At 62.8% G+C, this 22717-nt stretch carries 6 protein-coding genes; 3 read left to right on the top strand and 3 right to left on the bottom strand.

Features of this window, described 5'->3' with window-relative positions:
* Positions 1-272 precede the first annotated feature (272 nt).
* Genes AC09SL_RS29020 through syrB1 form a run of 3 tightly spaced genes read right to left on the bottom strand, consistent with a single transcriptional unit; the run spans position 273 to position 4360 of the window.
* Positions 273-1499 (bottom strand): alpha/beta fold hydrolase, encoded by a 1227-nt coding sequence (locus AC09SL_RS29020; protein WP_058543099.1) that lies wholly within the window; start codon positions 1497-1499, stop codon positions 273-275.
* A 60-nt stretch (positions 1500-1559) separates the two neighbouring features.
* Entirely contained in the window at positions 1560-2495 is a 936-nt protein-coding gene (gene syrB2 / locus AC09SL_RS29015; protein ID WP_058543100.1) for a syringomycin E biosynthesis L-threonyl-[L-threonyl-carrier protein] 4-chlorinase SyrB2, read from the bottom strand.
* Positions 2496-2512: 17 nt separating this feature from the next.
* Positions 2513-4360 carry a syringomycin E biosynthesis L-threonine--[L-threonyl-carrier protein] ligase SyrB1 gene (syrB1, locus tag AC09SL_RS29010; protein WP_058543101.1) on the bottom strand — a complete coding sequence of 616 codons (1848 nt, stop codon included), beginning with the start codon at positions 4358-4360 and terminating at the stop codon, positions 2513-2515.
* A gap of 743 nt (positions 4361-5103) precedes the next feature.
* On the opposite strand from syrB1, the gene AC09SL_RS29005 reads away from it, so the two are divergent.
* The 3 genes from AC09SL_RS29005 to AC09SL_RS28995 all read left to right on the top strand — a co-directional run.
* On the top strand, positions 5104-6165 hold the full coding sequence (locus AC09SL_RS29005) for a TauD/TfdA family dioxygenase (RefSeq protein WP_058546105.1): 1062 nt from the start codon (positions 5104-5106) through the stop codon (positions 6163-6165).
* 34 nt (positions 6166-6199) lie between these two features.
* Positions 6200-7918 (top strand): cyclic peptide export ABC transporter, encoded by a 1719-nt coding sequence (locus AC09SL_RS29000; RefSeq protein ID WP_058546106.1) that lies wholly within the window; start codon positions 6200-6202, stop codon positions 7916-7918.
* A gap of 381 nt (positions 7919-8299) precedes the next feature.
* On the top strand, positions 8300-22717 hold a 14418-nt coding region (locus tag AC09SL_RS28995), incomplete at its 3' end, for an amino acid adenylation domain-containing protein (RefSeq protein ID WP_479571969.1).

Genomic DNA, 22717 nt, shown 5'->3' with positions numbered 1-22717 from the left:
TGGGCCACCGCCATCGCGAGCAAGCTTTGCTCCCACAGATCTGATATCTGATGGGTGTACGACCGGAAGAGTCCGGTCGGCTATCAGGCCGCCTCGGGGAGGACGTTGATCTGGGGCGGGGCAAAAGCGCTTTGGTTACTTTCGACTGGGCCGGCTTCCGCGCTTTTCGAAAGTGACCCGCCGCAAGAGCGGAGCCGTCAGTGGCCGTTACCGCAGCAATGGATATACACACAAATCGAAATGCGCAAGCCACCAATCCCCCAGGGCTCGCCTCACGCCAGATGAGCCGATCCCACCGTCGATACAAGCGCCGACTCCAGAAAACGAAAAGCAGTCTGCTTCGAAACCAGGGTCGACTCGAAGAACGCCAAATGGCTGCCATTACGCTCCACATGCAACAAGGCATCACTGATGGACTCGGCAATGTGCTTGGAACCACCAAGGTGGGTGGTTTCATCGCAGTCGCCAGCGACGACCAGCGTAGGCACGCTGATCTGTTCCAATCGTGATCTCAGCTCAGTCTTGTTCAGCGCATCGTTGAGTCGCGCATAGCGATAGAACAACTCTTCGTTGACATAGGGATAGAGCGCCGCATGGGCGATGGAGTCCGGAATGGTCGCCAGCGTCGCCTGATCCAGGAACAACGCCTGCAGGTCGCTGGCCTCGTTACGGTCCACGGCGGCCGACTCCATCAGCCATTCGAAATTCTGCTGGTGGGCAGTGCGCAGGCTGTTGTCCCCCAGGTTGTAATCGCCGTGCCACAGGCTCAGGGAATTGACCCGGTCGGGGTGGGTGGCGGCCGCGCTGAGGGCGATCACCGCGCCACCGCAGATACCCATCAGGTGCGCGTTCTCCAGGCCATAGTGGTTCATCACATTGATCAGGTCGCCCACCTGGGCATCGGTGTCCACGGACAACTGGTCGAACGAGGTGCAGGAACCGAACAGCCCACGGGTTTCCCAGGTGACCACGAAGAACCTTTCGCTCAGCGCATTGAACCAATCGCGGCACAGGTCGAACGGCATGCCGCAGGGCAGGGCGAGGACGATGGCCGGGCGATTTCGATCGGTGCTGGCATGGACCGACAGCGCCACGTTGTCGCGGGTAATCAGGTGCAGTGTCTCGACCTCGGGCACGGCACCGCTGAAATCGAAGTGTCTGACCAGGCGCCCGAAATCCTTGGCACTGTCGACGTCGTCGAAGTGGTCATAGGCAAACTCGAGGGCCTGGCAGATTTTCTTGCTGATGAACATCTCGAAAGACGACAGCTGGGCCTCGCCGTCATGCACGTACTGCACGGCTTTGACGCCGATCCTGGCGAATGCGATGCTGACCGCGCGTTCCGTGGCTCTCACGCTGGAGGAGGCCTGGTCGGGGGCCACGTCATTGCCCTGGGCCAGAAAGCTCAGGCAGATCGGATTGGGCAAATGGATGGCAAGGTGCCTAAGCATCCTCACGGTCTCACACAGGCGCGTCGCTGCGTCGGTGGAAATAGTCATGGATTGGGGACTCCTGTCAGGCACGTTGCGCATGCCAACTGTCATGTGGCATTGAAAAGGTCAGACGGCTTCGAACTTCTTGCCTCGAGTGGTGTGGGTGACAAGGCGATTGTATTCAGGTGTCGTGTCGCCGATGACCTGCACCGCGCCGTACTTTTCAAGGCTGATACGTCCACCGTATTCCTCGATGTGGTCGGAGTCCGGATAGATCTTCACGAACGACGGTACATAACGCGAGGCGAAGCCCATGCGCATGTCCTGGGACTCACCGCTGTGGGGGTAGGAGGCGTGCATCAGGGTCGACCAGAAAATGATGAACTGGCCGGCCTTCATCTGCATCGGCACGGCAGAGGCTTCATCGGGCTTCCAGTTTTCGTCGATCTGCAGCTGGCGATAGTCGTAGCCGAAGAAACCGCGCCGCACGCCATCCTTGACCACCGAGCTGTTGTTGGCATCGGGGTCGTAGGCCATGCGCTTGGTTTCGTCGTAGTTCATGCTGTTCTGGGTGCCGGGAATGAACTGCAGGCAACCGTTGGCGATGTTGGCATCGGTGAAGGCGGTCCAGACGGTAATGGTGCCGCCGAAGTCTTCGTTTTCCGGCCACAGGATCTGCGGTTTGCCCGAGGCATTGGCGAAGGTGTCGGCCTGGTGCCAGTCGGTGCCTTCGTCGCCTGGGTATTTAGGGAAAAACTCGGTGCGCCAGCACAGCACGTCCGGGCCGAGGATGCTTTCGACGCGGTCGCAGATTTGCGGACGGCAGATGTGGTTGGCGAGGAATTCGTCGTCCAGGTGGCGATCGTAGTTGGCAATGTTGGTGCCGCCGGAAATCGCATCCAGGTCCTGGTACGCCGCGGCACTGCGGTCGAGCAGGCGCAGGCGGGTGCGTTTCCAGGTCTCTTTCATTTCTTCTGGGGAATAGGCGTCGAACGGTCCGATGAAACCGTTCTTTTCAAAGGACGCACGTTCTTCCGGGGTCAAGGCGAATTTTTTGCTCATGGGCTTTTCCTTTTCGATCAATGGGCTTGAACAAGGGAACGCTGGATACAACCGGCCAACACTTTGGCGGTCGCGCCGTCTGCCAGCACGCCGGGGTCGAGGTTGACCCGGTAATGGGCCTTGAGTGTGCTCAACGAGCGGATCAGGGCCAGGGAGGTGCCACCGAAGTCGAAGAAGTCATCGTTCAGACCGATATTTTTCAGGCCGATGTCGTCCGACCAGACCTTGAGCACGAACTGCTCCTGTTCGGTGAGGCCCGGTTCGCTGGAATGGTCCACGGTCGAAGTGGCCAAATCGGGAGAGGGTAGGCGGCTCTTGTCGATTTTGCCGTGGTCGGTGACTGGCAACGCGGCCAGTGGGATGTAGGCCGAGGGGCGCATGTAGTCCGGCAGGTTCGCAGCCACCTGCGCCGCCACTTCGCAGCGCACCTGTTCGGTCCAGGCCGCCACGCCATGGGTCGGCACCACGTAGGTGACCAGGCGCCAGTCGCCATCGCCGTAATCGTGACCGGCCACGTGGGCGGCGGCTACGGCCGGGCTGGCTTGCAGGCACGCCTCGACTTCGCCCGGCTCGATGCGGAACCCACGGATTTTCAATTGTTCATCGCAACGACCGGCGTAGCGGTACTCGCCGTCGTCCCCCAGCACCAGCAAGTCACCGGTGCGATAGGCACGGCTTGAGGTGCCTGGCAGTTGGACGAAGCGTTCGCTGTTCAGCGCGGGGCGATTCAGGTAGCCCAGGGCGACACCGGCGCCTTCGATATACAGCTCGCCGGCATTGCCTTGCGGCACCGGTTGCCGATTGGCGTCGAGCAGGTGCAGGCGCCAGCCATCCAGCGGCGCGCCGATGGACACCATGGCGGCGCTTTCCAGATCCTGGCCGCGCACCTGTTTGAAGGTGGTGTGGACAGTGGCTTCGGTGATGCCGTACATGTTGATCAAGGCCGGCTTCTGATCGCCATGGCGCTCAACCCACGGGCGTAGCACGGTGGCTGGCAGCGCCTCGCCGCCGAACACCACATAGCGCAGCGCCAGGGGCGCACTGCCAGAACGGTCAGCCTCATCCAGGCCGCGGAACGCCGATGGCGTCTGGCTCAGGACCGTCACGCCCTGGTCGGCCAGCCATTGACGCGTGCCACTTGGCGAGCGCGACACATCGTAGGGCACCACGGCGACATGGCCACCGTGGGCGAGAGCGCCCCAGATTTCCCACACCGAAAAATCGAAACCGATGGAGTGGAACATCGACCAGACGTCGTTTTCGGTGAAGGCGAACGAGCGCTGAGTACTTTCCAACAGGCGGCTGACGTTGCCGTGCGCCACCAATACACCCTTGGGTTCGCCGGTGGAACCGGAGGTGTAGATGACGTAGGCCGCGGCCTCGTCGGGGTTGCGCCGGTCGTTGCCAGGCAGCGGTTGCAGGGTCGGGCCGGCCAGCAGCTCGGCCAGGGACAGGACGCGTACGGATGCGTTTTGCGGCAGGTCGGCGAGTTCACCGATCATCAGGCCCAGGCCGCTGTCGCGCACGATGTGTTCGACACGTTTGCCGGGGTATTGCGGATCGACCGGGACGTAAGCGCCGCCGGCCTTGAGGATGCCCAGCAGGCTGATGACCAGGTCGACGCCACGTGGCAGGCACATCCCCACCAGCATGCCGTCCTGGACGCCTTCCTGGCGAAGCCTGGCCGCCAGTTGCGACGAAGCCGTGTCGAGTTGTGCGTAGCTCAATGAGCGAGAAGCGTCGGACACCGCGGTTCGCTCAGGGAATTCACGGGCCCGGGCGACGAATGTTTCATGCAGGAATGCACCGGGTGTGAGGGGGGCTGGCGCGGGGTTGACGGATCCGCCAGTGTTCTTAATCGGCATGACTAACGCTCCTGTTAAATGCCAGGCACAGCGTGCTTGCGTGTTGCGCAAACCGATGTACTCGAGACGTCGCTGCGACCCACGGCATCATTTGCGGTACCTGTGCAATTCGCAGCTCGCGCATTTCAGCACCGACTTTGTGTCGGCGTCTGTCGCGGGAAATGGGGACAAGCGAGGCTGATGTGGATTGATGGAGATGGCCCGGTATCTACTCGCTTTGGTGTTTTGGTGTGTATATCCGTTATTTAGGTAACGGCTGTTTAGGGTTCAGATGAGATGCTGGGCTTGCTGGCCTCATCGTGAGCAGGCTCGCTCCCACAGGAGAAATGCGGTCTCACCCAGAACCAGGTCGGCTATCAGGCCGCCTCGCGGCGGGCCCACGAGGCAATGCCTTCGTTCAGGCACACCGAGCCTAGGCGAGGTGCCAAGTGGTGAGGCATGAGCGTTTAGCTTACTTTTGACTGGGCCGGCTTCCGGGCTTCTCAAAAGTGAGCCGCCGTCAGGGCGCAACCCTAAGCCGCCGTTACCGAAGAAACGGATATACACACCAAAAAACCAGGCCTCTCGGAATGCAAGTCCAGACCCCCCAGGGAACGGCTTAAGTAACCACCATCAAAACCTCTGTCCCGGTTTGCGGTGCCAGACATCCCCCCCGATCAATGTTTTTATCCTTGCCCGATGGTGGGTCGCATTGGTCCGGCCCTGCGACGTGGATCCGACGATCCGTGGTTCAGGAGTTATTCATGAGTCTTCAAACTGACGCTTCGCCCGTCATGTCCGCTGACGGGATGGCGGATTCGCTTGCCTGGCCAGGTCCTGGAGCCGGCGAATCGGTCAGGCTGTCGTTGCTCGCCGACGGTTTGAGTTTGCCGGTGGTGATCGAGCCGGCCGAACCGGGGTTGAATCCTTCGCTGTGGGCCAGCACCCATCGTGAAGCCATCGAAACGTTGCTGTGTCGCCATGGTGCGGTGCTGTTTCGCGGTTTTGACCTCGCCTCGGTGCCAGCCTTCGAGGCGTTCGCCGAAGCCTTGTCGCCTGGGTTGCACGGCAGCTACGGCGACCTGCCGAAGAAGGAGGGCGGACGCAACGTCTACCGCTCCACGCCGTATCCCGAGCGCGAGATGATCCTGTATCACAACGAGAGCTCGCACCTGGAAAGCTGGCCGCGCAAGCAATGGTTCTATTGCGAGCAGCCGTCCCGGATGGGCGGCGCCACGCCATTGGCCGACATCCGCCAAGTGTTGCGGTGCCTGCCCTCGGAAGTGGTGGCCCGGTTCGAACAAAAGGGCCTGAGGTACAGCCGCACCTTCACCGCTGGTGTCGAGCCGAGCTGGGCGTCGTTCTTCGGCACAACCGAGCGCGCGGTGGTCGAACAGCGTTGCCGGGAGGAGGGCACCGATTTCGAATGGCTCGACGACGAAACCCTGCAAGTGCGCACCCTCTGTCCGGCGGTTATCCAGCATCCGGTGACCGGGGAGCGGGCTTTTTTCAACCAGGTACAGCTGCACCATCCGTTCTGTCTCGGCGAGGAAATGCGCGAAGACCTGCTCGATATGTTCGGCGCCGACCGCCTGCCACGGATGGTCAGTTACGGCGATGGAACGCCGATTGAAGACGACGTCATGGCGTTGCTCGGCGAGGCCTATGAGGCCTGTGCGGTCAGGTTCGCCTGGCGCAAGGGCGATGTGGTGATGCTCGACAACATGTTGGCCGCCCACGCTCGCGATCCCTACGAGGAGCCGCGGCTTATCGTGGTGGCGATGGGCGAGATGACTGCCCGGGGCGATGTATGGCGACCGGCGTGAGCCCTTTCGCGACTCCATTGGAGGATAGCAAGCCATGAAAAAAGAGAAGAAAGCGAAGAAAGCCAAGAAAGCGAAGAAGCCCAAGGCGGGCTCGGTCATGCGCCTGTTGTGGCGCAACCATCCCTGGCTGACGCTCTTAACGTTGATCTGCGGTGTCATCAGCGGGGTGGCGTCCATCGCGGTGGTGAGCGTGATCAACGAGGCTATCCACAATGACGGCTCGCGCCTGCAGGCGTTGTACTGGTTCATCGGCCTCAGTGCCACGGCGCTGATCTTGCGCAATGGCGCAGCGTTGTTCCCGGCCTACGCCAGCATGCGCATCATGACGCGCTTGCGCATTGCGCTGTGTCGCAAGATTCTCGCCACGCCACTGGAGGAAGTGGATCGGCGTGGTCCGCCCAATGTGCTGACGATGTTGACCAACGACATCCCGCAATTGAATACCACGCTGATCATCATGCCCACGATCCTGGTGGAGACGACAGTCTTTCTGTTCGGCATCGGCTACCTGGCCTATCTGTCTTGGGTCGTGCTGGCCTTGACGGTTTCACTGATGGTCCTGGGGGTGGGGCTGTATCTGTTCTTCTTCTCCTGTGGCGTCAGGAACACCTCCCGTGTCCGGGACGAATACACCGCGTTCAATGAATACACCCATGCCCTGGTCTTCGGTCTCAAGGAGCTCAAGCTCAATGGCGTGCGGCGCCGTTGGTTCGGTCGCTCGGCCATCGAGGCATCTTCCACCCGTGTGGCGCGCTACAACTTCGTCGAGCGCCTGTGGTACACCGCCGCCGACAACGTCGGGCAATTCACGCTGTCGTTGCTGATCGGTTGCCTGCTGTTCGCCGCGCCCCTGGTCGGCGCCGTCGATCCGAAAATCATGACTGCCAGCGTCCTGGCCGTGCTGTACATCATGGGCCCGTTGTCATTGCTGGTCGGGGCGATGCCCTTGCTCGCGGCGGGCCGCGTGGCCACTACGCGTCTTTCGGAATTCGGTTTCTCGATCAATGACCCACACCCCGAGCCCATCGAGACCGACGTGCCCAAGGTTCATCTGCTGGAACATAAGAAGTCCTGGAGTCGCATCGAATTGAAAGCCGTGCGCATGCACTACCAGGAGTTGCACGCCGAGAGCGGTTTCTCCCTGGGGCCTATCGACCTGACGGTGCAGGCGGGCGAGTTGATCTACATCGTCGGCGGCAACGGTTGCGGTAAAAGCACCTTGGCCAAGATTCTCTGCGGCCTCTACATACCCCAGGACGGCGAGATCCTGCTCGATGGCAAGCCTGTCACTGATGCAAGTCGCAACGACTATCGCGATCTGTTCTCCGCCGTGTTTTCCGATTTCCATCTGTTCAACCGCCTCATCGGCCCCGACGAAGAAGACGGCAACCCGACGCTGGCGCGCAAGTACCTGGAAACCCTGGGGCTGGCCGACAAGATCAAGATCGAAGGACTGGGGTATTCAACCCTGAAGGCCTTGTCCTATGGCCAGCAAAAGCGCCTGGCGCTGGTGTGCGCCTACATGGAAGACCGATCGGTCTACGTACTGGACGAATGGGCCGCGGACCAGGACCCACCCTTCAAGAAGTTCTTCTATGAGGAACTGCTGCCCGACCTCAAGCGCCGTGGCAAGACGGTGCTGATCATTACCCATGACGACCAGTACTTCCAGCTGGCCGATCGCATCATCAAGCTGTCGGATGGCCAGATCGTTTCCGACATCAACTGTGCCCTGCGCGACAAGCGAGCCTGAATGTCCATTCAGGCCTCATCGTCCGGCTTGCGCTGTCGCGACAGTACTGCTGAACACCCGTGAACAACGCTTGGCATTGACCCACCCGGCAGACGTGCATCCCCGCCGGGTGGCGATGCCATGCAAGAACGCTCCGATCGTTCGACGCTCGACCGATCTCACGCCGCGCCGGCTACTTGCGCGGATTTGCATCAACGCCAGGCGTGCCTGTTGCATTCAACCCGGGCAGCACTGACAAATCTCTGAGAAGGACCGTATGAAATTTTTCTTTGCGCGTGTAGTGGGTGATGTTGTTGCAACTGGCTGTTCGGCCAAGCGGGGCCATGAGCAACAGCAGGTCAGTTCATTGTCGGTGAGTGTTCAGGTGTCGGAGGGACGGGTATGAACCAGTCCCTGTCGTTTTCGCAAACCTACCCGTTGACGGCCGCCCAGCGAGACATCTGGCTGGAGCAAATGGTCCAGGGCGACTCCCCCCTCTACAACATCGGAGGTTACCTGCACATCGAGGGTGTGGTTGACGCCGAGCGGTTCCAGCAGGCAATCGACTTGTTGGTGCAAAAGCATGATGCCCTGCGCACGGTATTGCTCCGTGAAGCCGACGCAGGTGGCGTGCCGATGCAGATGCTGGCCGATACGCTGGCGGTGCAGGTGCCTGTGCATGATTTGTCGGATCTGCCCGACCCGCAGGCATCGGCACAGGCCTGGGTCGAGCAGCGGATGGCGATGGCGTTTCCACTGGATGGCGGGCCGCTGTTCCGCCTGGCGCTGCTCAAGCTCAATGGCGCATCGTTCTATTTCGTCATCCAGGTGCATCACATCGTCCTGGACGGCTGGAGCATCGGTTTGATGTTCAAGGAACTCGGCGAGCTCTACAGCGCGCTGGAAAGCAACCAGACGCCAGACGTGGCAGCACCGTCCTACGTGGCGTTCATCGAGGACGATGCGCGCTATCGCGATTCCCCGCGGTTTGCCCGTGAACGGCAGTACTGGCTGGAAAAATACCAGGAAGTGCCACCGCCCTTGTTCGTGGCCCGCAACCGTGATCGCTACCCTGATGGCATGGCCCCCAGCCGCCATGCCGTATGGCCCTACGCTCGGTCGCTGAACGAGCGGATCGACGCCCTGGCGCAGGTGCATCAGTCCTCACGCTCGGCTGTGCTGCTGGCTGCGCTGTACGTTTATTTTGCCCGCACCACCCAACGTGAAGAGCTGGTGATCGGTTTGCCGGTCCTGAATCGCTCCAACGCGTCCTTCAAGAAAACCATGGGGATGTTCACCCAGGTGAGTGCCGTGCGGTTGCGCTTCAGCGCCGAGCTGTCATTCGGCGAGCTGGTCCACGACGTGGCGCGCACCCTCAAGCAGGACTATCGCCACCAGCGCTTCCCCCTGAGCGACATGAACCGTTCGCTGGAATTGCTGCAGGGCAACCGTGCGCAGTTGTTCGACATATCGTTCTCCTATGAGCTGGACGATCACCAGTTCATGTTCGGGCAAGCCCCGGCGCGTTCGTTCAAGTGCTCGAACGGTCACGAACAAATGCCGTTGGCCATTCACGTGCGCAGCAACCCGCACGACGATAACGCCTGGCTGCACTGGATCTACAACGCAGCTTTTTTCCAGGACGGTGAAATCGAGGCGATGGCCGAGCGCTTCATGCAGGTGCTGGAGCAAGGCTTGGGTCATGACGCATTGCCGATCTGCGAGTTTGTACTGCCGACGCCGGCCGAGGCCCTTCAGCTACAGGCCTGGAACGCCAACGACGGGCAGCACTATGAGCACGACCGCACGATCCATGGCCTGTTCGAAGCGCAAGCGGCCGCGCAACCCGATGCGGTGGCAGTGGTGCATGAAGACCAAGCATTGACCTACGGCGAGCTCAATGCCCGGGCCAACCAAGTCGCCCATCGCTTGCTGGCGCTGGGTGTTCGCCCGGACGACCGGGTGGCGATTTGTGTCGAGCGTGGCCTGGACATGATCGTCGGCCTGTTGGGTATCCTGAAGTCCGGCGCCGGTTACGTGCCGCTGGACCCGGCCTATCCGCCGGAGCGCCTGGCCTTCATGCTCGAGGACAGCACCCCGTCGGCCTTGCTCACCCAGTCGGAGCTGGAGGTGCAACTGCCGGCGCTGTCTGCGCCGGCGTTATGGCTCGATCAGCCCGCCAGCGCGGGGATCGCTGAACAGCCGTCGCACAACCCCGACGTCGCGGCGCTGACGTCGCACCACTTGGCCTACGTGATCTACACCTCGGGCTCCACCGGGTTGCCCAAGGGCGTGATGGTCGAGCATCGCAACGTCGCACGGCTATTTTCGGCGACCCAACCGTGGTTCGAGTTTGGCCCTCAGGATGTATGGGCGCTGTTCCATTCCTTCGCGTTCGATTTCTCGGTTTGGGAAATCTGGGGCGCGTTGACCCATGGCGGCCGCTTGCTGGTGGTGCCACAACTGGTCAGCCGTTCCCCGCAAGACTGCTACGCACTGGTGTGCGAGGCCGGGGTCACGGTCTTGAACCAGACGCCGAGTGCCTTCCGCCAGTTGATCGCGGCCCAGGGCGAAAGCGAGCTGCGCCACAGTCTGCGTCAGGTGATTTTTGGTGGCGAAGCGCTGGACACTCGCATTCTCAAGCCGTGGTATGACCGTGCAAGCAATGCCGGGACGCAATTGGTCAACATGTACGGCATCACTGAAACGACGGTGCACGTGACGTACCGTCCGCTTGAAGCCGCCGATGCGCAGTGGGGCGGGGGCAGTCCGATCGGCAAGCGTATCCCTGATCTGCGCCTGTACCTGCTCGACCCGTATGGCCAGCCCGTGCCGGTGGGCGTGGCAGGCGAGTTGTATGTCGCTGGCGCGGGGGTGGCACGGGGTTACCTGAACAGGCCCGAACTCAATGACACCCGCTTCATCGCCGATCCGTTCGACAGCACTGCCGGGGCACGGATGTATCGCACCGGCGATCTCGGTCGCTGGCAGGAGAACGGTGAGCTGCAATACCTGGGGCGCAATGACGAACAGGTGAAAATCCGTGGCTTCCGTATCGAGCTTGGCGAGATCGAGACGAAGCTGGCGGCGTGCGAGGGTGTGCGCGAAGCGGTGGTCATCGCCCGTGAAGACACGCCGGGCGATCAACGCCTGGTGGCCTATCTGATCGCCGGCGAAGGCGCACAACTGTCGGCGGCCGAACTGCGTTCGAACCTGCTGGGTTCGTTGACGGACTACATGGTGCCCAGTGCCTTCGTGGTCCTTGAACGGTTCCCGCTGACCACCAACGGCAAGCTCGATCGCAAGGCACTGCCGGCGCCCGATGCACAGGCGTATGCCCATCGCGTGTTCGAAGCGCCGGTAGGCGACGTGGAAATCACCCTGGCCGGGCTCTGGACTGAACTGCTCGGCGTCGAACAGGTAGGGCGCCATGACCGGTTCTTCGAACTGGGTGGTCACTCGCTGCTGGCGGTCAAGCTGATCGAGCGCATGCGCCAAGTCAATCTGGACACCGATGTGCGGGTGCTGTTCGGCCAGCCAACCCTGGCGACACTGGCGGCCGCCACGGGCAGCAGCGGTGGCATTGTCGTACCGGACAACGCCATTGCCCACGATGCCCAGCGCATCACGCCAGACCTGCTGCCACTGGCAACGCTGACCCAGGACGAAATCGACCGTATTGTCGCGGCGGTGCCGGGTGGGGTGAGCAACGTCCAGGACATCTACGCGCTGGTGCCATTGCAGGAAGGCATCCTGTATCACCATCTGGCGACCGCCCAGGGCGATCCCTATCTGCTGCAAGCGCTGTTGCGCGTGGGCAGTCGCGAACAGTTGGATGCGTTCGTCCAGGCCTTGCAGGCGGTGGTCGAACGGCACGACATCCTGCGTACGTCAGTGATGTGGGAAGACCTGGGCGAGCCGGTCCAGGTGGTCTGGCGCCAGGCCCGGCTGATGGTGGAAGAACTCGCCTTGAATGCGGCCGATGGCGACATCGCCGAGCAGCTGCGGGCCCGCTTCGATCCTCGCCATACCCGCTTCGACCTGCGCCAGGCACCGATGATGCGCATCCACGTGGCCGAAGACCTCGTCAGCGGCAGTTGGGTCGCGGTGTTGCTGTTCCATCACTTGATCGATGACGCCACGTCCCTGGGCATGCTGGGCAAGGAAATCGAGGCCCACCTGGAAAACCGTGCGGGTGAACTGCCCAGGTCCGTGCCTTATCGCAACTATGTGGCGCAGGTGCGCTTGGGCAGCGATCCTGGTCAACATGAAGCGTTCTTCAGCGAAATGCTCGGGGACGTGGACGAGCCGACGCTGCCGTTCGGCTTGCAGGATGTGCAAGGCGACGGCACCGGTATCGAAGAGGCTTCGCTGTCCCTGGCTGCCGACTTGACCCAGCGCCTGCGTGCCCAGGCACGGCGCCTGGGAGTCAGCACGGCGAGCCTGCACCATTTGGCCTGGGGCCAGGTGGTGGGGCGCTTGTCCGGCCGCCAGGATGTGGTGTTCGGGACGGTCTTGATGGGACGCCTGCACAGCGGCCAGGACGACGGGCACGCTTTGGGCATGTTCGTGAACACGCTGCCGTTGCGCGTCGAGGCAGGGGGGCAGGGTGTGCTGGCCGCGCTGAAGGCCACCCACGAGCGCCTGGCGGCGCTGCTTGGTCACGAGCATGCGCCGTTGTCCCTGGCGCAACGTTGCAGCGGGGTCGCCGCGCCGACGCCACTGTTCAGCGCGTTGCTGAACTACCGGCAAACCGCGGTGGCTGCGCAGGCACCCAACGACGCCGGTCAGGCGCGAACCTGGGCTGGGGTCGAGATCCTCGGCGGCGAAGAGCGGACCAACTACCCACTGTCGCTGTCGATAGACGACCTGGGCGAGTCGTTCGGGCTGACGGTGCAAGCCGTGGCCGGCGTCGGCGCGCAGCGCGTTTGCGCCTATATGAATACGGTGCTCGAAGCACTGGCCGATGCGCTCGATCAAGCTGTCGACTCACCGCTGCATGACCTGGATATTGTTCCCGCCAATGAGTGGCGTCAGTTGGTCGAGGACTTCAATGCCTTCGATACGGCCTACCCGGCGGGGTTGCTGATCCATCAATTGTTCGAAGCCCAGGTCCAGGCCCGGCCAGACGCTGTCGCGCTGACGTATCAGGACGCGTGCCTGAGCTACGGTGAACTGAATCGGCTGGCGAACCAGATTGCCCATCGCCTGATCGAGCAGGGAATCGGTGCCGATGATCGTGTGGCGATCTGCGTGGACCGCAGCCTGGAAATGGTCGCGGGGCTGCTGGGTATCCTCAAGGCTGGTGCTGCTTATGTGCCCCTGGACCCGGCCTATCCGAGTGAACGCCTGGCCTACATGCTGGAGGACAGCGCGCCCAAGGTGCTGCTGACCCAGCGCGAATTGCAGGCCCGCTTCCCGCAGCCGAGCATGCCGGTGTTGTTACTCGATCCCGAGGCACGCGATGCCGCGGGTATCAGCGCCCAACAGCAAACCAATCCGCACGTGAGCGGCCTGAGCCCCGACGGCCTGGCGTATGTCATCTATACCTCGGGTTCCACCGGCCAGCCCAAGGGCGTTGCCATGCCGCACCGGGCCCTGGTCAACCTGATGCAGTGGCAAATCGAACAGGCCCAGCAGCAAGGCCGCGCGACCGTCCGCACCTTGCAATTCGCGGCCCTGGGCTTTGACGTTGCCTTCCAGGAGATGTTCAGCACCCTGTGCGCCGGTGGCGAACTGTCGTTGATCCATGCTGATGTCCGATTGAATTTCCACCGTCTGTTCCAACACATCCGCGAGCAGCGCATCGAGCGCCTCTACCTGCCGTGTGTCGCCCTGCAGGCGTTGGCCGAAGCGGTGGTGGGCGACGGTGAGGACGGTCCGCTGGCGTGCCCGCTGCAGGACGTCATCACTGCGGGCGAGCAACTGCGCATCACGCCACAGATCCGTGATTTTTTTGCCCGCCTGGACGGCTGCCGCCTGCACAACCACTACGGCCCGACCGAATCCCACGTCGCCACCGCGCTGACCTTGCCGGACGATGTCGCCGCCTGGCCTACGCTGCCGGCCATCGGGCACCCGGTGGCCAACACCCGCATTTATCTGCTGGACGAACACCTGCGCCCGGTTCCGGCCGGCGTGGCGGGCGAAATCCACATCGGCGGCGTGTGCGTTGCCCGTGGCTACCTGAACCGCGATGACCTCAGTGCCGAACGTTTCATTCGCGATCCGTTCACGATGGATGGCCAGGCGCGCCTGTACAAGACCGGTGACCTGGGGCGTTACCAGCCCGACGGTTGCATTGAATACCTGGGGCGCAACGACGATCAGATCAAGATCCGCGGTTTCCGTGTCGAGCTGGGAGAAGTCGAGGCCAGGCTTTGCCAGCACGCCGGGATCAAAGAGGCGGCGGTCATCGCCCGTGAAGACAGCCCTGGCGACAAACGCCTGGTGGCGTACTTCACGCCTGCGGTCGCGGACCTGTGGCCCGACGCCGATTCACTGCGCGCGCATCTGCAAGCACTCTTGCCGGACTACATGGTCCCGGCGGCCTATGTGCGCCTGGAAAAACTGCCCCTGTCGCCCAACGGCAAACTGGAGCGACGGGCGTTGCCGGCGCCCGAGGCGGACGCCTTCGCCAGCCGTGCCTATGAAGCACCGCAGGGCGAGGTGGAAACTGTGCTGGCCCGGCTCTGGACCGAGGTACTCGGCGTGGAGCGGGTGGGGCGCCATGACCACTTCTTCGAGCTGGGCGGACATTCGCTGCTGGCAGTGAAACTGATCGAGCGGATGCGCCAGGCCGGCGTGAGCGCGGATGTGCGCGTGTTGTTCGGTCAACCAACCCTGGCCGCCCTGGCCGCAGCGGTGGGCGCTCGTGCTGACATCGTGGTGCCGGCCAATGGCATCTTCACCGGTTGCCAGCGGATCACGCCGGCCATGCTGCCGCTGGTGTCGCTGGACCAGCCCAGCATCGACCGGATTGTCGCCACGGTGCCTGGTGGGGTCGGCAATGTGCAGGACATCTACCCGTTGGCCCCGCTGCAAGAGGGGATTCTCTACCACCACATTGCCGCGCAAGCGGGCGACCCGTACTTGCTGCAAGCCACGTTTGCCCTGGACAGTCGTGCCCGGCTCGATGGGTTCGTCCAGGCTTTGCAGGCGGTCATCGATCGGCACGACATCCTCCGGACCGCGGTGCTCTGGGAAGGCTTCGACCAGCCCTTGCAAGTGGTCCAGCGCCGTACCGAGCTGCTGCTCGAAGAACCGCTGTTGGACCCGATCCAAGGCGACATCGCCACGCAACTACAAGCGCTTTTCGACCCTCGGCATTGTCGCCTGGATTTGGGCAAGGCGCCGCTGATGCGCCTGGCGTGCGCCTGGGACAGTGCCCAGCAGCGCTGGGTGGCGATCCTGCTGTTCCATCACATTGCCCTGGACCATACGGCGCTGGACGTGATGCAGGCGGAAATGCTGGCGTGCCTCAACGGTGAGGCCGAGCGCCTGGACGCCGCCATGCCGTACCGCAATTACGTGGCGCAGACTCTGCTGGGTGTCAGCCGCGCGCAACACGAAGACTTTTTCCGCGAGATGCTCGGCGATGTCGAGGAACCGACGCTGCCGTTCGGGCTGCGTGAAGTACAGGGCGACGGCCGGGGCATCGACGAGGCCAAGTTGAACCTCGATAACGCGTTGAGCCTGCGCCTGCGCCAGCAGGCGCGCCAGTTGGGCGTGAGCCCGGCGGCCCTGCATCACCTGGCGTGGGCCCGGGTGCTGGGACGCTTGTCCGGGCGCGAAGACGTGGTCTTCGGCACCGTGTTGTTGGGCCGCATGCAGAGCGGCGAGGGCTCTGACCGCGCGCTGGGCATGTTCATCAATACCTTGCCGCTGCGGGTGAAGGTGGGGGCCGAGGATGTACGCACGGGTGTCAAGGCGACCCATGAACGACTGACCGCCTTGCTCGGTCATGAACACGCCTCGCTGGCATTGGCCCAGCGCTGCAGTGGTGTGCCGGCTTCGTTGCCGCTGTTCAGCGCCTTGCTCAACTACCGCCACAGCCCGCTCCAGGACAACGACGGCATCGAGCGTTGGGCGGGAGCACAAGTGTTGGCGGTCATGGAACGGACCAACTATCCATGCATGTTGTCGGTCGACGACCTGGGCGAAGGCTTTCTGTTGAGCGTACAGACGGCTGGCGCTGTCGATGCCCGGCAGGTCGGCACCTACATGGAGACAGCTTTGGCGAGTCTGGTGGAGGCGCTGGAGTTCGCGCCTCAGTCTCCGGTCAATGCGCTGGATATCCTGCCTGGAGACGAGCGTTGGCAGTTGTTGCGGGATTTCAACGCCACCGAGGCTGACTACCCGCGGCAGCAGACGATTCATGGGTTGTTCGAGGCGCAGGTGCAGCGTACGCCGGATGCGGTGGCGGTGATTCGCGGCGGGCAACGCCTGAGCTACGGGGAACTGAACGAGCGGGCCAACCGCCTGGCCCATTACCTGCGCAAGCAGGGCGTAGAGCCCGATTCGCGGGTGGCGATCTGCGTCGAGCGCGGTATCGACATGGTTGTTGGCTTGCTGGCGATTCTCAAGGCCGGCGGTGGTTATGTGCCGCTGGATCCGGCGTATCCGTTGGAACGGATTGCCTACATGCTCGAGGACAGCGCACCGGCGGCAGTGTTGGCGCAGGACGTTACCGTCGGCTTGTTGCGCGATGCCTCGATGGCCGTGATCAATCTCGACAGCGGTTTGTGGCAGGACCAGTCCGTCTCCAATCCGGAGATCAGCGGGCTGACTTCATCGCACCTGGCCTATGTCATTTACACCTCGGGTTCGACGGGTCTGCCTAAAGGCGTGATGATCGAACACCGCAACACGGTGAACTTCCTGACCTGGGCCCATCGCTCCTTCGATGACGCCACGTTGTCGAAAACCCTGTTCTCGACTTCGTTGAACTTCGACTTGGCCGTCTACGAGTGCTTCGCGCCGCTGACCTCCGGCGGCAGCATCGACGTGGTCACTAATGTGCTGGAACTGCAACAGGGCGAGCACGACATTACCTTGATCAACACCGTACCGTCGGCCCTCAAGGCGTTGTTGGAATCGGGCGGGTTGGGCGAGGGCGTCGATACGGTGAACGTCGCCGGTGAAGCCTTGAAGCGCAGCTTGGTGGAAGCGTTGTTCGAACAGACCCAGGTCAAGCGTCTGTGCAACCTCTATGGCCCTTCGGAAACCACGACGTATTCGAGTTGGGTGTCGATGGCCCGCGAGGATGGGTTTGCCGCGCACATTGGTAAACCGGTGGCGAATACCCAGTTCTATCTGCTGGACGAGCACAAGCAACCGGTGCCACTGGGCGTTCCGGGCGAAATCTACATCGGTGGCGCTGGGGTCGCTCGCGGTTATCTCAATCGTGACGACCTGACGGCTGAACGCTTCCTCAAGGACCCGTTCAGCACGGCTGCGAATGCCCGCATGTATCGCACTGGCGACTTGGGCCGCTACCTGCCGGACGGCAACATCGAATACCTGGGCCGCAACGACGACCAGGTGAAGATCCGTGGTTTCCGCATCGAACTGGGCGAGATCGAAGCCAAGCTCGCCCAGGCGCCAAACATCAAGGAAACCGTGGTCCTGGCCCGTGAAGACGTGCCGGGCGACAAACGCCTGGTGGCCTATTTCACCCAGAACTCACTGGACGAAACCGTAGACATCGAAACCCTGCGCGCGCACCTGCAAACACAACTGCCTGACTACATGGTGCCAATGGCCTACGTCCGACTGGACGCACTGCCCCTGACACCGAACGGCAAACTCGACCGCAAGGCGCTGCCGACACCGCAGCTGGATGCCGTCATCTCCCGAGGCTACGAAGCCCCCCAAGGCGAAACCGAAACCGTCCTGGCGCAAGTCTGGCAGGACCTGCTGGGCCTGGAGCAAGTCGGTCGCCATGACCACTTCTTCGAACTGGGCGGGCATTCGCTGCTGGCGGTCAGCCTGATCGAGCGGATGCGCCAAGCCGGCCTGAGCGCCGATGTGCGCGTGCTGTTCAATCAACCGACCCTGGCCGCGCTGGCAGCGGCGGTGGGTCATGACGGTGATGAAATCGACGTCCCGGCCAACCTGATTCCACCGGGTTGCACCCACATTACCCCGGCGATGTTGCCGCTGGCCGCGTTGAGCCAGGAAGCCATCGACTGCATCGTGGCGGCCGTGCCGGGTGGTGCGCGCAATGTGCAGGACATCTATCCGCTGGCGCCATTGCAGGAAGGCATTCTCTACCATCACCTGTCGGCCGAGCAGGGCGATCCCTATGTCTTGCAGGCACAGTTTTCCTTTGACGGTCGCGAACGCCTCGACGCTTTCACCCAGGCCTTGCAGGGGGTGATCGACCGCCATGACATCCTGCGTACCGCCATGGCCTGGGAAGGTCTGGACGAGCCGGTGCAGGTGGTCTGGCGCAAGGCATCGCTGGGTGTGGAGCAAGTGCTCCTCGGTACTGGCGATGGCGACATCGCCGGTCAATTGAAGGCTCGCTTTGACGCCAGCCAGCATCGCCTGGATATCCGTGAGGCGCCGTTGATGTGCATCCGCTTTGCCGAGGATGCGCTCAACCAGCGTTGGGTGGCGAGCTTGCTCTTCCATCACATGGCGCTCGACCATACGGCGCTGGAAGTGGTGCGACATGAGATGCAGGCACACCTGCTGGGCCAGGCCGGCCAGTTGGGCGAGGCGGTGCCGTATCGCAACTACGTGGCCCAGGCCTGCCTGGGCGTCAGCCGTGAAGCGCACGAGGCGTTTTTCCGCGACATGCTCGGTGCCATCGACGAGCCGACGCTCCCGTTCGGCCTGCAGGATGTACGCGGCGATGGCAGCCTTGTCGAGGAAGCCCGGCAGGGTCTCGCGACTGATTTGAGCCGACGCCTGCGCACCCAGGCCCGCCGCTTGGGTGTGAGCGCAGCAGCGTTGCATCACTTGGCCTGGGCCCAGGTATTGGGCCGGGTCTCGGGGCGCGAAGAGGTGGTGTTTGGCACGGTGCTGATGGGGCGGATGCAGGGCGGCGAAGGCGCCGACCGGGCATTGGGAATGTTCATCAACACCTTGCCGATTGGCGTGCAGGTCGGTGCGCAAAGCGTGCGCGACGGTGTCCTGGCGACCCACGCACGGCTGACCGGCCTGTTGGGTCATGAGCATGCCTCCCTGGCGTTGGCCCAGCGTTGCAGTGGCGTCATGGCACCGACGCCATTATTCAGCGCGTTGCTCAATTACCGCCATTCGGTCGCCGAGCCCATCGCGCTGCACACCTCGTCCGCCTGGGAGGGTATCGAGGCCCTGGGCGGCGAAGAGCGCACCAATTATCCGCTGACGATGAGCGTCGATGACCTGGGAGAGGATTTCAGCCTGACGGCGTTGGTCGATTCCCGGATCGGTGCCCAGCGCGTCTGTGGTTATATGCAAGTGGCGTTGGAAAGCCTGGTCGAGGCCCTGGAGCATGCTCCGCAGACGCCGTTGCACCGCCTGGCAATCTTGCCGCCGGCCGAACGCAAGCAATTGCTTGAAACCTGGAATGCGACCGGGGCGACGTATACCCATGATCTGCTGATCCATCGGCAATTCGAAACCCAGGCCGCGGCGCACCCGCAAGCGATGGCGGTGGTGTACGTCGACCAGGCATTGACTTACTGCGAACTCAACGCCCGGGCGAACCAGGTTGCGCACCGTCTGCTGGCGCTGGGCGTTTGCCCGGACGACCGGGTGGCGATCTGTGTCGAGCGTAGCCTGGACATGATCGTCGGCCTGTTGGGCGTGCTGAAAGCCGGGGCCGGCTATGTCCCCGTTGATCCGGCCTACCCGGCGGAGCGTATTGCCTACCTGTTGCAAGACAGTGCACCGGTTGCGGTGTTGGCGCAGACCATCACTCACAGTTTGCTGATCGATGCCTCGGTGCCGGTGATCGATCTCGACAGCGCCGATTGGCAGGACGAATCCGTTTCCAACCCCGAGGTGTCGGGGCTCGAAGCCCGCCACCTGGCGTATGTGATCTACACGTCCGGTTCCACCGGCCTGCCCAAGGGCGTGATGGTCGAACATCGCAACCTCAGCAACCTGGTGGGCTGGCATTGCCAGGCCTTCGACGTGAAACGTGGCAGTCGCACCTCCAGTGTCGCCGGTTTCGGTTTCGATGCGGCGGCCTGGGAGATCTGGCCTTCGTTGTGTGCGGGAGCGACGTTGCTGTTGCCGCCGGCCCATGCGGGCAGCGAGGACGTCGGCGCACTGCTCGACTGGTGGCAGGCCCAGGCGCTGGACGTGTGCTTCCTGCCCACTCCCATTGCCGAATACGCGTTTGGCCGTAACCTGGGGCACGATCAACTGCGCACGTTGCTGATTGGCGGCGACCGCCTGCGCAAGCTGCCGGTCGATCTTCCCTTCGAACTGATCAACAATTACGGCCCCACGGAAACCACGGTGGTGGCCACCTCGGGGCGGATCGATGCCTCGCAGGCGGTGTTGCATATCGGCAGACCGGTAGCCAACACCCAGGTCTACTTGCTCGATGCCCACCTGCAACCGGTTCCGGTTGGCGTGGCGGGTGAGCTGTACATCGGTGGCGCCGGGGTTGCGCGGGGTTATTTGAACCGTGCGCAGTTGACCGCCGAGCGCTTTGTGAAGGACCCGTTCAGCACCGTGCAGGACGCGCGCATGTACCGCACCGGTGACCTGGGGCGCTATTTGCCGGACGGCAACATCGACTACCTGGGGCGCAACGACAGCCAACTGAAGATTCGTGGCTTGCGCATCGAGCTGGGTGAAATAGAAGCCAGGCTCGGCGCGTGCGTCGGTGTGCGCGAGGCGGTTGTCGTCGCGGTGGGAGAGGCCCCGGATGACCAGCGACTGGTGGCGTACTACACGGCGCACAACAGCCTGGATCAAGGGTTGACGGCCCAAAACCTGCGCGAACAATTGCAAGTGCATCTGCCCAGCCACATGGTGCCGGCGGCCTATATGCGCCTGGACGCCTTGCCCCTGACGCCGAACGGTAAACTCGACCATCGGGCCTTGCCTATCCCGGACAGCGAGGCCTATTCGGGGCGTGGGTATGAAGCCCCGCAAGGCGAGGTTGAAACGGCGTTGGCGCGGATCTGGTCCGAGCTGCTCAAGGTCGAGCGCGTCGGCCGTCACGACCATTTCTTCGAACTGGGCGGGCATTCGCTGCTGGCCGTCAGCCTGATCGAACGGATGCGCCAGGCGGGGCTGAGCGCCGACGTCGGCGTGCTGTTCAGCCAGTCGACCCTGGCGGCATTGGCGGCGGCAGTCGGCAGTGGCCGCGAGGTCCGTGCCCCGGTAAACCTGATTCCAGTGAATTGCGCACACATCACGGCGGACATGTTGCCGATGGTTGACCTGGACCAGGACGCCATCGACCGGATCGCATCGACGGTACCGGGCGGCGCCGGCAATGTGCAGGACATCTACCCCCTGGCACCTCTGCAGGAGGGCATTCTTTACCATCACCTGGCCGCCGAGCGCGGCGATCCCTATGTGCTCCAGACTCAATTCGCCTTCGACAATCGTGGACGCCTGGAAGACTTTTCCCAAGCCCTGCAAAAGGTCATTGACCGTCACGACATTCTGCGCACGTCGGTGCTGTGGGAAGGGTTCGAACAGCCAGTGCAAGTCGTCTGGCGCAAGGCACTGCTGATCCAGCAAGAACTGATCCTGGACCCGGCCGATGGAGATGTCGCGGCGCAGTTACATGAGCGTTTCGACTCGCGGCAGCACCGCCTGGAGATTACCCGGGCACCGATGCTGCGCCTGGTTTATGCCCACGATGCCGATAACGATCGTTGGCTGGGGATGCTGCTGTTCCACCACATGGCCCTGGACCACACCGCATTGGAGGTGGTGCAGCAGGAGATGCAGGCGCATCTGCTGGGGCAGGCTGGACAGTTGGGCGTCGCGATGCCGTATCGCAATTATGTGGCCCAGGCCCGATTGGGCGTGAGCGCTGAAGCCCACGAAATATTCTTCCGTGACATGCTTGGTGACGTCGACGAGCCAACGCTGCCGTTCGGCTTGCAGGATGTACAGGGCGATGGCAGCGACATCGAGGAAGCCCGCCAGGACGTCGAAGCCGGCCTGAGTCGCCGGCTGCGGGCCCAGGCACGTCTGCTTGGGGTGAGCGCGGCGAGCTTGTACCACCTGGTTTGGGCGCAAGTCCTGGGCAAGGTGTCGGGCAAGGACGATGTGGTGTTCGGCACGGTGCTGCTGGGCCGGATGCAGGGAGGCGAGGGTGCCGACCGAGCGCTGGGCATGTTCATCAACACCTTGCCATTACGGGTCAGTGTCGGACAAACCGGTGTGCGTGCGGGCGTGAAAGCAACCCATGCTCGCCTGACCGCATTGCTGGGTCATGAACACGCCGCATTGGCGCTGGCACAACGCTGCAGTGGTGTGCAGGCACCGACGCCATTGTTCAGTGCCTTGCTCAACTACCGTCACACCGCCGTGGCGACCTCGGCCGAGGCGCTGTCAGCCTGGAACGGTATCCAGGTGTTGGGCGGCGAAGAGCGTACTAACTACCCGTTGATGTTGTCGGTGGACGAGCAGGGCGAGGCGTTCAGTTTCACCGTCATGACCCCCGCGCGCATTGGTGCGCAGCGGCTTTGTGGTTATGTGCAACACACGCTGGAAAGCCTGGTCGCGATGCTTGAGCAGCAGCCGGACCTGCCCTTGCAGCAGGTGTCGATCCTGCCGACGTCGGAAAGCGAGAAGTTGTTGGTGACGTTCAACGCCACCGAGGCTGACTACCCGCGGCAGCAGACGATT

The sequence above is a fragment of the Pseudomonas sp. PF05 genome (assembly GCF_056521845.1).
This window is presented reverse-complemented; position numbering and strand designations above follow the sequence as displayed.

Excerpts from the sequence above, each read along its gene's own strand:
- AC09SL_RS29020 (WP_058543099.1), bottom strand. The coding sequence starts at position 1,499 with ATGACTATTTCCACCGACGCAGCGACGCGCCTGTGTGAGACCGTGAGG.
- syrB2 (WP_058543100.1), bottom strand. The coding sequence starts at position 2,495 with ATGAGCAAAAAATTCGCCTTGACCCCGGAAGAACGTGCGTCCTTTGAA.
- syrB1 (WP_058543101.1), bottom strand. The coding sequence starts at position 4,360 with ATGCCGATTAAGAACACTGGCGGATCCGTCAACCCCGCGCCAGCCCCC.
- AC09SL_RS29005 (WP_058546105.1), top strand. The coding sequence starts at position 5,104 with ATGAGTCTTCAAACTGACGCTTCGCCCGTCATGTCCGCTGACGGGATG.
- AC09SL_RS29000 (WP_058546106.1), top strand. The coding sequence starts at position 6,200 with ATGAAAAAAGAGAAGAAAGCGAAGAAAGCCAAGAAAGCGAAGAAGCCC.